The organism is Enterobacter sp. ENT02 (assembly GCF_019219165.1).
Lineage (GTDB): Bacteria > Pseudomonadota > Gammaproteobacteria > Enterobacterales > Enterobacteriaceae > Enterobacter > Enterobacter mori.
The window spans coordinates 450,730-464,506 of sequence record NZ_JAHUWD010000002.1; the positions used below are offsets into that span (position 1 = coordinate 450,730).

11 protein-coding genes are annotated in these 13,777 nt (G+C 56.1%); 4 read left to right on the forward strand and 7 right to left on the reverse strand.

Features of this window, described 5'->3' with window-relative positions; genetic code table 11:
- Window positions 1-124: 124 nt before the first annotated feature.
- Window positions 125-1,327, reverse strand: coding sequence for a nicotinate phosphoribosyltransferase (pncB, locus tag KW829_RS08030; protein ID WP_010429311.1), 1,203 nt, complete (start codon window positions 1,325-1,327; stop codon window positions 125-127).
- A 254-nt stretch (window positions 1,328-1,581) separates the two neighbouring features.
- Between pncB and pepN the strand changes: the two genes are divergently transcribed.
- Window positions 1,582-4,194 carry an aminopeptidase N gene (gene pepN / locus KW829_RS08035; RefSeq protein ID WP_218307981.1) on the forward strand — a complete coding sequence of 871 codons (2,613 nt, stop codon included), beginning with the start codon at window positions 1,582-1,584 and terminating at the stop codon, window positions 4,192-4,194.
- Window positions 4,195-4,245: 51 nt separating this feature from the next.
- Here the strand turns inward: pepN and ssuB are convergent, their stop codons facing one another.
- Genes ssuB through ssuE form a run of 5 tightly spaced genes read right to left on the reverse strand, consistent with a single transcriptional unit; the run spans window position 4,246 to window position 8,486 of the window.
- Window positions 4,246-5,016 (reverse strand): aliphatic sulfonates ABC transporter ATP-binding protein, encoded by a 771-nt coding sequence (ssuB, locus tag KW829_RS08040; protein ID WP_042716755.1) that lies wholly within the window; start codon window positions 5,014-5,016, stop codon window positions 4,246-4,248.
- Window positions 5,013-5,804: an aliphatic sulfonate ABC transporter permease SsuC gene (gene ssuC, locus KW829_RS08045; RefSeq protein ID WP_023311016.1), complete on the reverse strand. Its 792-nt coding sequence runs from the start codon at window positions 5,802-5,804 to the stop codon at window positions 5,013-5,015. Before ssuC ends, ssuB begins: the two co-directional genes overlap by 4 nt.
- Window positions 5,805-5,813: 9 nt before the next feature.
- Window positions 5,814-6,959 carry an FMNH2-dependent alkanesulfonate monooxygenase gene (gene ssuD / locus KW829_RS08050; protein WP_010429320.1) on the reverse strand — a complete coding sequence of 382 codons (1,146 nt, stop codon included), beginning with the start codon at window positions 6,957-6,959 and terminating at the stop codon, window positions 5,814-5,816.
- Entirely contained in the window at window positions 6,956-7,918 is a 963-nt protein-coding gene (locus KW829_RS08055; RefSeq protein WP_218307982.1) for a sulfonate ABC transporter substrate-binding protein, read from the reverse strand. Before KW829_RS08055 ends, ssuD begins: the two co-directional genes overlap by 4 nt.
- Entirely contained in the window at window positions 7,911-8,486 is a 576-nt protein-coding gene (gene ssuE / locus KW829_RS08060; RefSeq protein ID WP_010429323.1) for an NADPH-dependent FMN reductase, read from the reverse strand. Before ssuE ends, KW829_RS08055 begins: the two co-directional genes overlap by 8 nt.
- A 248-nt stretch (window positions 8,487-8,734) precedes the next feature.
- On the opposite strand from ssuE, the gene pyrD reads away from it, so the two are divergent.
- Together pyrD and zapC are read left to right on the forward strand one after the other, a co-directional pair.
- Entirely contained in the window at window positions 8,735-9,745 is a 1,011-nt protein-coding gene (gene pyrD, locus KW829_RS08065) for a quinone-dependent dihydroorotate dehydrogenase (RefSeq protein ID WP_010429325.1), read from the forward strand.
- Window positions 9,746-9,910: 165 nt separating this feature from the next.
- Entirely contained in the window at window positions 9,911-10,453 is a 543-nt protein-coding gene (zapC, locus tag KW829_RS08070; RefSeq protein WP_042716264.1) for a cell division protein ZapC, read from the forward strand.
- Here the strand turns inward: zapC and KW829_RS08075 are convergent.
- Entirely contained in the window at window positions 10,450-11,559 is a 1,110-nt protein-coding gene (locus KW829_RS08075) for a YcbX family protein (protein ID WP_218307983.1), read from the reverse strand. The two genes, zapC and KW829_RS08075, sit on opposite strands and share 4 nt — an antisense overlap.
- 98 nt (window positions 11,560-11,657) lie before the next feature.
- Between KW829_RS08075 and rlmKL the strand changes: the two genes are divergently transcribed.
- Window positions 11,658-13,766 (forward strand): bifunctional 23S rRNA (guanine(2069)-N(7))-methyltransferase RlmK/23S rRNA (guanine(2445)-N(2))-methyltransferase RlmL, encoded by a 2,109-nt coding sequence (rlmKL, locus tag KW829_RS08080; RefSeq protein ID WP_010429329.1) that lies wholly within the window; start codon window positions 11,658-11,660, stop codon window positions 13,764-13,766.
- Window positions 13,767-13,777 lie beyond the last annotated feature (11 nt).

Below are 13,777 nucleotides of genomic sequence, written 5' to 3' on the forward strand. Positions count from 1 at the left end.
CGCCCTTATGGGGGGATATCTATGTTACCTGGCATCCGCCATCAGACAAGCAGATTTCGCAGTCTTAAGAGAAGAAATAAGAAATAAATAAGAAGTGGGGAGCCTTTACGGCTCCCGAATGCGGTTAACTGGCTTTTTTAACCTGCGGCAGATCGAAGGCTTTACGCAATGCGCGGACGAAAGCTTTGTCATGACAGATGGTTTTACCCGGACTATCAGAGAGTTTCGCCACCGGCTTGCCGTTACATTCCACCAGCTTTATGACGATGTTCAGAGGTTTTACCTGAGGAATATCGCAGGTCAAACGGGTGCCAATACCAAAGCTCAGATTCACTCTGGAGGAGAAGTGGCGGTAAAGATCCACCGCTTTGGCTAAATCAAGGTTATCAGAGAAGACCAGGACTTTCGTCATCGGATCAATGCCCAGCTTCTCGTAATGGGCAATGGCCTTTTCACCCCATTCCACCGGGTCTCCGGAGTCATGGCGTAAACCCTGATAACGCTCAGCAAATTCAGGACCGAAGTCGCGAAGGAAGGCATCCATTGTGATGCAGTCGGTGAGGGCGATCCCCAGTTGATTCGGATACTCATCAAGCCATGCGGCCAGAGCCGCGCGCTGGCTATTGGCCAGGTCAGGGCTGATCTGCTGATGCGCCTGGAACCACTCGTGCGCCTGGGTGCCCATTGGCGTCAGGTCCAGACGACGTGCAAGGTCGTAATTGCTGGTGCCCACAAACCACGGCTCTTGCTGAAGACGTTTAACGATAGCCTGCTGTACTTCGCGAGAGAAACGGCGGCGGGTGCCAAAGTCCATCAGGCGGAAGCGGGACATATCCAGCCCTTCGGTCAGGTGGGAAAATTCAACCAGCTTATTCTCCAGTGAGGCAACCGCCTGCTCAACGCCGGTTTCCGGCGAACGGTAGCGGTGGGCCAACTCGCTGATCACCGCCAGAAGCGGCACTTCCCACATGATCACTTCACGCCACGGACCGGCAAGGCGGATATTCAGCTTGCCATTATCGTTAGTCACCGTGACCTGCTCTGGCTTGTAGCGGAAGTCGCGCAGCCAGGTAAGGTAGTCAGCTTTAAAGAAGGGCAGGCCGGAAAGCCAGTGATATTCGTCGTCCTGCAGCGCCAGATGCTGCATGGCATCGACCTGTTCACGAATGGAATCCGCGTAGATACCCAGCAAGTCGTCGCCCCGGCAGCGAAACTCCGCCGCAACATGAACGTCATGGTAATGGTGGAAAACGGCTTGCTGCATATGCAGTTTATACGCGTCGGTATCCAGCAATGTATGCAGAACAGGAGAAGCGAATTGAGTCATAGGTGCGCAGTAGCATCCTCTCACGGGAGCGTTTAGTACAATAAACAACTCCGGAGTATACCTGTTTTAGTGATTTATTGAACCCCGATCACAACATAAGCGCTCTTTATGGTCGAGGGCATTTTGTGCCTCGTGTTATACAAATGTAGCGAAAAAGGTGTTTGTACCTGAAAAGATGAACATTCTGCATAGCGCGTTTTAGACAACAGGAATATATTGAAACGTTACTCGACAAACGATGCATAAGGTTTTCTATGACACAACAGCCACAAGCCAAATACCGCCACGACTACCGTGCGCCGGATTACCTGATTAGCGATATCGATCTGACTTTTGACCTGGATGCCACTAAAACCGTCGTGACAGCGGTGAGCCAGGTGACGCGCCAGAGCGCGACGGCTGTACCGCTGCGTCTTGATGGTGAAGACCTGACGCTGGTTTCCCTGCATATTAATGATGAAGCGTGGGCTGATTATAAAGAAGAAGGCAACCAACTGGTTATCGACAACCTGCCGGAACGCTTTACGCTGCGCATCGTCAACGAAATCAGCCCGGCCGCGAATACCGCGCTGGAAGGGCTCTACCAGTCAGGCGTGGCGCTGTGTACCCAGTGTGAAGCAGAAGGCTTCCGCCACATTACCTGGTATCTGGATCGCCCCGATGTACTGGCGCGCTTTACCACCAAAATCATTGCCGATAAAACCCTCTATCCGTTCCTGCTCTCGAACGGCAACCGCGTGGGCGAAGGCGAGCTGGAGAACGGTCGTCACTGGGTACAGTGGCAGGATCCGTTCCCGAAACCCTGCTATCTGTTTGCGCTGGTGGCGGGTGATTTCGATGTCCTGCGCGACACCTACAAAACCCGCTCTGGCCGCGACGTTGCGCTGGAACTGTTTGTTGACCGCGGCAACCTTGACCGCGCGCCGTGGGCGATGACCTCGCTCATCAACTCCATGAAGTGGGACGAAGAGCGCTTCGGCCTCGAATACGATCTCGACATTTATATGATCGTCGCCGTCGACTTCTTCAACATGGGCGCGATGGAGAACAAAGGTCTTAACGTCTTTAACTCCAAATACGTGCTGGCGCGTACCGATACCGCCACCGATAAAGACTATCTCGATATCGAACGCGTCATCGGGCACGAATATTTCCATAACTGGACCGGTAACCGCGTCACCTGCCGGGACTGGTTCCAGCTGAGCCTGAAAGAGGGCTTAACCGTCTTCCGCGACCAGGAGTTCAGCTCCGATCTGGGCTCCCGCGCCGTGAACCGCATCAACAACGTGCGCACCATGCGCGGCCTGCAGTTTGCGGAAGATGCCAGCCCAATGGCGCACCCGATTCGTCCGGATAAAGTCATCGAGATGAACAACTTCTACACCCTGACGGTGTACGAAAAGGGCGCTGAAATCATCCGCATGATCCACACCCTGCTGGGCGAAGAGAATTTCCAGAAAGGGATGCAGCTCTACTTCGAGCGTCACGACGGCAGCGCCGCCACCTGCGACGACTTCGTCCAGGCGATGGAAGACGCGTCCAACGTGGATCTGTCCCATTTCCGCCTCTGGTACAGCCAGGCCGGTACACCTGTCGTGACCGTTAAAGACGACTACAATCCGGAGACCGAGCAGTACACCCTGACCATCAGCCAGCGCACGCCGCCAACGGCCGAGCAGGCGGAGAAACAGCCGCTGCACATTCCGTTCAGCATTGAGCTGTACGATAACGAAGGCAAAGTGATCCCCCTGAAGAAGGGCGGTCACCCGGTACACAGCGTGCTAAATGTCACTCAGGCGGAGCAGACGTTTATTTTCGATAATGTTTACTTCCAGCCGGTACCTGCGCTGCTGTGCGAATTCTCTGCGCCGGTAAAACTGGAGTACAAGTGGAGCGATCAGCAGTTGACGTTCCTGATGCGTCACGCGCGCAATGACTTCTCTCGCTGGGATGCAGCGCAGAGTCTGCTGGCAACCTACATCAAGCTGAACGTGAACCGCTATCAGCAGGGCCAGCCGCTGACGCTGCCGGTTCATGTTGCGGATGCCTTCCGCGCGATCCTGCTGGACGAGAACATTGACCCGGCACTGGCGGCTGAAATTCTGACCTTACCGTCCGCGACTGAAATCGCCGAGCTGTTCGAGATTATCGACCCGATTGCGATTGTCGCAGTGCGTGAAGCGCTAACCCGCACGCTGGCTGCCGAACTGGCGGATGAGTTCCTGGCCATTTACAACGCCAACAAGCTGGATGCGTATCGTGTTGAGCATGCCGATATCGGCAAACGTTCCCTGCGCAATACCTGTCTGCGCTATCTGGCCTTTGGTGAGGTGGAACTGGCGAACACGCTGGTCAGCAAGCAGTATCACGAAGCCGATAACATGACCGACGCGCTGGCTGCACTCGCCGCAAGCGTTGCCGCCGAGCTGCCGTGTCGTGATGCGCTAATGCAGGAGTACGATGACAAATGGCATCAGGATGGTCTGGTGATGGACAAATGGTTCATTCTGCAGTCCACCAGCCCGTCCGCCGATGTGCTGAGCACCGTACGTCGTCTGCTGAAGCACCGCTCGTTCACCATGAGCAACCCGAACCGCGTTCGCTCGCTGATTGGCGCGTTTGCCAGCAGCAACCCGGCTGCCTTCCACGCGGAAGACGGCAGCGGCTATCAGTTTATGGTGGAAATGCTGACCGAGCTGAACAGCCGTAACCCGCAGGTGGCGTCGCGACTGATTGAGCCGCTGACCCGCCTGAAACGCTACGATGCGAAGCGTCAGGCGAAGATGCGCGCCGCGCTTGAGCAACTGAAAGGGCTGGAGAACCTGTCTGGCGATCTGTACGAGAAGATTGCTAAGGCGCTGGCCTGATAGAAAGCTTAACCCTCCCTCTCCCTGTGGGAGAGGGCCGGGGTGAGGGCATCAGGCATTAGCTTTAATCAACGCGCGCTCATTCACCCCGCGCTTCATCACCCGATCTAACACTTCCGCCTCCAGCTCCGCCAGTTTTGCCGAGCCCACGCGGCGAGGGCGCGGGATATCCACCGTCAAATCCAGACCAATCTTCCCGTCCTCTATCAGCAGCACCCGGTCCGCCATCGCGACGGCCTCGCTCACGTCATGCGTCACCAGCAGTACCGTAAAGCCATGCTCCTGCCACAGGGACTCAATCAAATCCTGCATTTCAATCCGCGTCAGCGCATCAAGCGCGCCGAGCGGTTCATCAAGCAACAGCAGGCCGGGACGGTGAATCAACGCGCGCGCCAGCGCCACGCGCTGTTTCTGCCCCCCTGACAGCGCAGCAGGCCACTCGCCTGCGCGGTTTTCCAGCCCGACGGCGGCCAGCGCCTGACGCGCGTTATCCCGCCAGTTGCCCTTCAGACCGAGACCGACGTTGTCGATAACCGTTTTCCACGGCAGCAGGCGCGCGTCCTGAAACATCATGCGCGTATCGTCCTGAATATTGGCCAGCGGCGTTGAGCCTGCCAGGATTTCACCGCCGTTGGGGGCTTCCAGCCCGGCCAGAAGGCGTAGTAGCGTACTCTTGCCACCGCCGCTGCGTCCGACAACGGCCACAAATTGTCCGGCGGGAATATGCAGATCCAGCCCGTTGAGAATAGTATTTTCGCCGTAGCGTTTGGTGACGCCGTTAAGCAGTAACGGCGTCCCCTGGTTCAGTCGTGCAGTATTCATGCTTTTGCCTCCTGAAGGGTATAGGCCGGGTTCCAGCGCAGCCAGCTGCGCTCCAGCCACTGGGCGCTGACGTCGGCGAGTTTGCCGAGCAGGGCGTAAAGAATGATGGCTACCACCACTACGTCGGTTTGCAGGAATTCACGGGCGTTCATCGCGAGATAGCCAATGCCGGAGTTAGCCGAAATGGTTTCCGCCACAATCAGCGTCAGCCACATCAGGCCGAGCGCAAAACGCACCCCAACCATAATCGAGGGCAGGGCGCCCGGCAGGATCACGTGTATAAAGAGAGAAAAACCGGACAAACCATAGCTCCGCGCCATTTCGACCAGACCGCGATCGATATTGCGGATGCCGTGCCAGGTGTTGATGTAAATCGGGAACAGCGTGCCCAGCGCCACGAGGAAGATCTTGGCGCTCTCATCAATGCCAAACCACAGGATAACCAGTGGGATCAGCGCCAGATGCGGCACGTTGCGCAGCATCTGTATAGACGTATCAAGCAGCCGCTCACCCCAGCGTGAAAGGCCGCTGATCAGACCCAGAACCAGACCGATACTGCCGCCAATGGAAAACCCAATCACGGCGCGCCATGAGCTGATCGCCAGATGCTGCCACAGCTCTCCGCTCACGCTCAGCGACCAGAACGCTTCAACAACGCCCTCCGGAGAGGGCAGAATGCGGCTCGACAGCCAGCCGGTGGACGACGCGAGCTGCCAGAGGGCCACAATGCCGACGGGTAAAAACCACGGCGCGGCGCGCAGCAGCCATTTTTGTGAGGTGGCAGACATGGTCACTCCTTAGCTCTGCGCGGCTTTTCGCGGAATAAATTCGTTCGCCACGGCTTCGCCCTGAAGCTGGAGTTGCTGCGGCTGCGGAATTTCCGGGATGGCGACATCCAGGTGCGGGAATAACAGTTCGCCTACCTTGTAGGCCTCTTCCAGATGCGGATAGCCGGAGAGGATAAAGCTGTCGATGCCCAGGTCTGCGTATTCATTAATCCGTGCGGCCACCGTTGGACCATCGCCGACCAGCGCCGTACCTGCGCCGCCGCGTACCAGACCGACACCCGCCCACAGGTTCGGGCTGATCTCCAGGTTCTCGCGCTTGCCGTTATGCAGGGACGCCATCCGGTGCTGCCCGACGGAGTCGGTTTTAGCAAACGCGGCCTGCGCCTTCGCGATGGTCTCATCGTCCAGATGCGAGATCAGCCGGTCGGCGGCCTGCCAGGCTTCTTCATTGGTTTCGCGCACAATCACATGAAGGCGAATACCGAAACGCACCTTGCGACCGTGGGCTGCTGCTTTGGCACGGACCTGGGCAATTTTCTCTTTCACCAGCTCAGGCGGTTCGCCCCAGGTCAGGTAGAGATCGACCTGCTCGGCGGCCAGATCCTGGGCCACATCCGACGATCCGCCAAAATAGAGGGGAGGGCGCGGCTGCTGCACCGGCGGGAAGTAGAGTTTCGCGTCGCGAACGTGAATATGTTTGCCTTCGAAGGTGACGGTTTCTCCTTCCAGCAGGCGTCGCCAGACGCGGGTGAATTCGGCGGAGGCCTCGTAGCGCTCCGTGTGATCGAGGAACACGCCATCGCCCGCCAGCTCCTGCGGATCGCTACCGGTGACAAGGTTAAACAGGGCGCGGCCGTTGGACAGTCTGTCCAGCGTTGCCGCCTGACGCGCCGCCACGGTGGGGGAAACCACGCTTGGACGTAACGCGACCAGGAACTTCAGACGCTGGGTGACCGGGATCATCGACGCGGCGACCAGCCAAGCATCCTCGCACGACCGTCCCGTCGGGATCAGCACGCCGGTGAAGCCGATTCGGTCCGCCGCCTGCGCAATCTGCTGCAGATAGCCATGGTCAACCGGGCGTGAACCCTCTTCTGTACCAAGATAGTGTCCATCACCGTGGGTGGGTAAAAACCAGAAAAGATTCAGACTCATGATTTAGCTCCTTCTTTGCCTGCGGGCTGCCAGATGCGTTCGCGAATATTGACCTGTTTTGGCACCAGGCGGTTTTGATAGAAGAGGTCGGCGGTTTGTTGCTGAAGGGCGGCGACCTGCGCATTAACAGGCGCAATGGTGGTCGGCGGACGGTGGCTGAGATAGCTCGCGATCACCGGTTCAGGTAAGCCCATGGTTTTTGCCAGCAGGGTAATGCTTTCCTGACGCTGGCTCTGGGTCAGGGCATCGGCCTGGGTAAAGGTATCCAGTACGCCCTGAATGAATGAGCCGTTTTTCTCCGCGTAAGGACGTGCAGCAAGATAGAACGAACCGGTTTGTTCCAGCGTGGTGCCATCTTTCAGCACCCGCACGCCACCCTGCAGTAAGGCTGCAGAGTAGTACGGATCCCAGATGGCCCAGGCATCCACGTTCTTCTGCTGGAATGCGGCGCGCGCGTCGGCAGGCGTCAGGTAAACGGGCTGAATGTCTGTGAACTTAAGCCCGGCCTCTTGCAGGGCGCGCAGCAGCAGGTTGTGTGAGCTGGAACCTTTCTGGAAAGCCACTTTATGGCCTTTAAGATCGGCAACGCTTTTAATCTCGCTATTTTCAGGGACCAGAATCACCTCGGCTTTCGGTTTAGCGGGTTCAACGCCCACATAGACCAGATCGGCTCCGGCAGCCTGAGCAAAGATAGGCGGTATATCGCCCGTGCTGCCCAAATCGATACTGCCGACGTTCAACGCCTCCAGCATCTGTGGGCCTGCAGGGAACTCCACCCAGGAGAATTTGGTGTCCGGGAAGCGTTTTTCCAGAAGCTGGTGGCTTTTCGCCAGCACCATGCTGACGCTGCCTTTCTGATAGCCGATGCGCAGGCTTTCCGGCGCGGTTTCCGCCGCATGAGCCAGCGACGACAGAGCCATCAGCCCTGCCAGCCCGATACGTGTCAGTGTTTTAAACATGAGCGACTCCTTGCGACGGATTAAAAGCGGGAACCTGGATATCCCGGCGATGCAGCGCATGCCAGAACGTTTCCAGCGCGGCATCAAGGCGGGTTTGCAGATTTGGCGTAAAGTGGGGTTTGTGTTGATAGTCGATGACCTGTGAATCATCTGCGAAAACGCCATGCAGGATTTCCTGTGCTTTCAGGGCGTTCAGCACCGGTTTCAGGGCGTAATCCACCGCCAGTAAATGGGCAACCGTACCGCCCGTAGCCAGCGGTAGCACCACTTTGCCGTCCAGCGCGCGCTCCGGAAGCAGGTCAAGCAGGGTTTTCAGTGCGCCAGAAAAAGAGGCTTTATAAATGGGCGTCGCCACAATTAAGCCATCTGCCCCCTTGAGCTGCTCGATCAGGGTTTTCAGCGCGGGGCTGTCGAAGCGGGCGTAGAGCAAATCTTCAGGTTCGAAGTTATGTAGATTCCAGTGGCACACTTCCACATCCAGAGCAGTGAGCTTTTCGCGGGCATATTCCAGCAGGGCGCTGGAACGCGAGGGGAACCGTGGACTACCGGCCAGGGTGATGACGCGCATGTTTGCTCCTTATAACTAATTGTTTGCTTTTATCTAACATTCATAACAATTTTAAGGAGTGTGACATCGCCGGGTTATTCCACTAAATGATTTATCTGCAATTTAAATGCGAAAAAGTGCATAAGAAACAGGCGCGCAGGTAAACGTTTGCGTTTTGCGCGATTTTTTTGCCGCAGGTCAATTCCCTTTCCGGGCGGGATCGCACATAATCCCCTCCCGGTTTGCACACCGGGAATCCAGGAGAGTTCATGTACTACCCCTTCGTTCGTAAAGCCCTTTTCCAGCTCGATCCTGAGCGCGCTCATGAATTTACATTCCAGCAATTACGTCGTATTACAGGCACGCCTCTGGCTGCGCTGGTGCGTCAAAATGTGCCGGAAAAACCTGTCCAATGCATGGGCCTGACCTTTAAGAATCCGCTGGGCCTGGCGGCCGGTCTGGATAAAAATGGCGAATGTATTGATGCCCTGGGCGCGATGGGGTTTGGCTCCATCGAAATCGGTACCGTTACGCCGCGTCCGCAGCCGGGTAACGACAAGCCGCGTCTGTTCCGCCTGGTCGAAGCTGAGGGGTTGATCAACCGCATGGGCTTCAACAACCTCGGTGTCGATCATCTGGTTGAGAACGTTAAAAAATCCCATTTTGATGGCGTATTAGGCATCAATATTGGTAAAAATAAAGACACGCCGGTGGAGCAGGGCAAAGATGACTATCTGATTTGTATGGAAAAAGTCTATGCCTATGCCGGTTATATTGCGGTGAATATTTCGTCACCCAATACCCCTGGCCTGCGCTCATTACAATATGGCGATGCGCTGGACGATCTTCTGAGTGCCATTAAAAATAAACAAAATGAGCTCCAGGCGATCCACCATAAATATGTTCCTGTCGCGGTTAAGATCGCGCCGGATCTTTCTATTGAAGAATTGATCCAGGTTGCCGACAGTTTAGTACGTCATAATATTGATGGTGTGATAGCAACCAATACAACGCTCGATCGTTCTCTCGTTCAGGGAATGAAAAACTGTGACGAAGCGGGTGGGTTAAGTGGCCGTCCGGTACAATTAAAAAGTACGGAAATTATTCGCGCACTCTCTGCTGAATTACAGGGACGTCTGCCCATTATTGGCGTGGGCGGTATCGACTCTGTTATTGCTGCCCGCGAGAAGATGGCTGCCGGGGCATCACTGGTGCAAATTTATTCCGGCTTTATTTTTAAAGGCCCGCCATTGATTAAAGAAATCGTTACTCATATCTAATCTTTTCTCCTAATCAGACAACCAGGGCTTTATTTCCGGCCCTGGTTGTTTTATATTCCGTCACTGTTGCTTATTTAGTCATTATAGTCTTTTATTAATGGTGTTATAAACGAGGCGGCAAACAGGACATTTTTAGTACAGGACGTTTGGGGACGGGAGAGACACATGCGAATTAAACCTGACGATAACTGGCGCTGGTATTTTTGCGACGAGCACGATCGAATGATGCTCGATTTAGCCAATGGCATGTTGTTTCGTTCACGTTTTCCGCGTCGAATGTTAACCCCGGATGCTTTCTCGCCGTCAGGCTTTTGTGTGGACGATGCTGCGCTTTATTTTTCCTTCGAAGAAAAATGCCGCGACCTGATGCTCTCCAAAGAACAGCGTGCTGAGCTGGTCCTGAATGCGCTGGTGGCTATCCGTTTCCTGAAACCGCAAATGCCAAAAAGCTGGCATTTTCTTGCACATGGCATGAGCTGGACCCCGGCAACGGGCGATGCGGCAAGCGTCAATCTGAGCGATACCGCAGAAGAGGTGAATTTACTGGTCGTTGAACCCGGTGAAAACGCCGCGCTCTGTTTGTTAGCGCAGCCCGGCGTGACCATTGCCGGGCGAGTTATGCAGTTAGGTGATGCGATTAAAGTCATGAATGACAGGCTGAAGCCACAGCTGCGCGTTGATTCGTTCAGCCTTGAACAGGCCGTTTAAGCTTCCAGCTGGACGGACGTTTTCGGCACACAGCTGCAGCATAAAATCGTACCGTCATCACCTACCGCCGATTTCTTCAGCGCAGTGACTTCACCCTCGACCAGTTTGATTCGACAGCATCCGCAAATACCTGCACGACAGGAGTAAGGTACGCGGATCCCTGCCTGTTCCAGTTGCTCAAGTAATACCTGCTGATTGTTGCCACGGATAACTTTACCCTGCCAGTGAATATCGACCCCTGACGAGGGCGCGGACTCGATATCAACAAACTCCTCTTCCTGGCTGGAACCATAAATCCTGGCGGGACCACGGGTGAGGATTTCTACTTCGTCACCGACGCGGATCACGCCGCTAGAGCGCGGGATGAGGTTCTGACCGAAATCCACATCACCGTTGTCCTGGGCGGTACGGAATGACTGCAACGTTTTCAACGGTTCACCGGAAGGATGTTTTTGGCCTTTTTCTGGGCTGACAGTGGTGAAAATGCAGCGACTACAGGGCTTCACCACGTCGAAAATCACGCTGCCGATGCGGATCACCTTCCAGGTATCTTCGTCCCAGGCGTCGACACCTGTGACCACCAGGTTAGGGCGGAACTGTTCCATCTGAACGCTGGCTTTGCAGCGGCGCTGTAAATCACGCAGCGAGGCTTCGTTGGTCAGCAGGAACGGGAAGCCATCGGCGAAGGAGAGGGGAACGGCGTCATGGCGCTTCACGCGACGCGTCAGTTCAGGACCAACCCAGCGCAGCTGCACGTCGCGGGAGAAGAACCCGCTCAGCCAGCGGTTAATTTCATCCGGGGCGATGCGCGCGGTAAAATGATTGCCCCACACTTCCGTTGGCGCGTCGACAGGCGCAAAATCAGCAAAGCGAATCACTACGCTGGAACCGTCCGGCGCGGTCAGGTGCAAACCGTCATGAAGTGGAGAAGGGGTAAAGCGAACCATCTGCGGGAACTGGCGTGCGGTAATGAACGTACCGTCAGGCTCGGTGACCATAAAAATGCGATCAAAGGCGAATCCGCTCATGTCGGCCAGTGCGTGAGAGACGCCGATGCCGCGCATGGATTTCACCGGATGAATAAAAAGCCTGGATAACGTCGCCACTGCACACTCCCACAAATGAAAATAAGCCTTCAACTTTATGACATACACGCCATATTAGCTATAATGCGCGACAATTTTCTAAGAGTAAAAGTGACGATATGAATTCTCTGTTTGCCAGTACGGCCCGTGGGCTGGAAGAGCTGTTAAAAACTGAACTGGAAAGCCTGGGCGCGCAAGAGTGCCAGGTGGTTCAGGGTGGTGTCCATTTTGAGGGCGACACGCGGCTTATTTACCAGAGCCTGATGTGGAGCCGTCTGGCGTCGCGCATCATGCTGCCGATGAAGGAGTGCAAGGTCTATAGCGACCTGGACCTCTATACCGGCGTACAGATGATCGACTGGACAGAGATCTTCACGCCAAATGCCACCTTTGCGGTGCATTTCAATGGCGTGAACGACGAGATTCGCAACAGCCAGTACGGTGCCCTGCGCGTAAAAGACGCCATTGTGGACTGCTTCACGCGTAAAAATAAGGAACGTCCAAACGTCGATCGCGAAAATCCGGATCTGCGTATTAACGTCTGGCTGAACGGCGACACGGCGAGTATCTCTCTCGATCTGAGCGGTGCGGGTCTGCACCTGCGCGGCTACCGCGATCGCACCGGTATGGCGCCGATCAAAGAAACGCTGGCCGCCGCCATCGTAATGCGCTCCGGCTGGCAGCCGGGCACGCCGCTGCTCGACCCAATGTGTGGTTCTGGTACGTTGCTGATAGAAGCAGCCATGCTGGCAACTGACCGTGCGCCGGGGCTGCATCGCGGCCACTGGGGCTTTAAAGGCTGGGCACAGCACGATGAAGCACTCTGGAAAGAGGTTAAAGACGATGCGCAGACCCGCGCGCGTAAAGGCCTGGCGGAGTACACCTCCCACTTCTACGGTTCGGACAGCGACCCGCGCGTCATTGAGCGCGCACGCAGCAACGCCCGTCGCGCCGGTATCGGCGAGCTGGTCACCTTCGACGTGAAAGACGTGGCGAACCTGACCAACCCGCTGCCAAAAGGCCCGTACGGCACCGTAATCAGTAACCCGCCATACGGCGAGCGTCTGGACAGCGAGCCGGCGCTGATTGCTCTGCACAGCCTGCTGGGCCGCAATATGAAAGATTACTTCGGTGGCTGGAATCTCTCCCTGTTTAGCGCCTCTCCGGAGCTGCTGAGCTGCCTGCAGCTGCGTGCCGATCGCCAGTTTAAGGCGAAAAACGGCCCGCTGGACTGCGTGCAGAAAAACTACCATCTGGCAGAGAAAGCGGCGGACAGCAAGCCGTCCGGCGTGGCGGAAGATTACGCCAACCGCCTGCGCAAGAACCTTAAGAAATATGAGAAATGGGCAAAGCAGGAAGGGATTGAATGCTACCGCCTGTACGACGCTGACCTGCCGGAGTACAACGTGGCGGTTGACCGCTACGCGGACTGGGTGGTGATTCAGGAATATGCGCCACCGAAAACCATCGATGCGCAAAAAGCGCGTCAGCGCATGCTGGATGTGATTGCGGCCACCATCGCCGTGCTCGGCATTACGCCGAACAAACTGGTGCTGAAAACCCGCGAGCGCCAGAAGGGCAAAAACCAGTATCAGAAGATGGGCGAGAAAGGCGACTTTATCGAAGTGGGCGAGTACAACGCGCGCCTGTGGGTAAACCTGACCGACTATCTGGATACCGGCCTGTTCCTTGACCACCGTATCGCGCGCCGCATGCTGGGCCAGATGAGCAAGGGTAAAGACTTCCTCAACCTGTTCTCCTATACCGGTAGCGCGAGCGTGCATGCAGGTTTGGGCGGGGCGCGCAGCACCACCACGGTGGATATGTCTCGCACCTATCTGGAGTGGGCGGAGCGTAACCTACGTCTGAACGGCCTGACCGGACGCCAGCATCGCCTGATGCAGGCCGACGTGCTGGGCTGGCTGCGTGATACCGACGAGCAGTTCGATCTGATCTTTATCGATCCGCCGACCTTCTCTAACTCCAAGCGTATGGAGGATAGCTTTGATGTTCAACGCGATCACCTGCGCCTGATGACCGACCTGAAACGCCTACTGCGTAAAGGCGGCACCATTATGTTCTCGAACAACAAACGCGGCTTCCGCATGGATCATGAAGGCTTAGCCACGCTGGGACTGAAAGCGCAAGAAATCAGCCAGAAAACGCTGTCTCAGGACTTTGCCCGTAACCGTCAGATCCATAACTGCTGGTTAATCTCAGCGGTCTGAAAGGAAATATA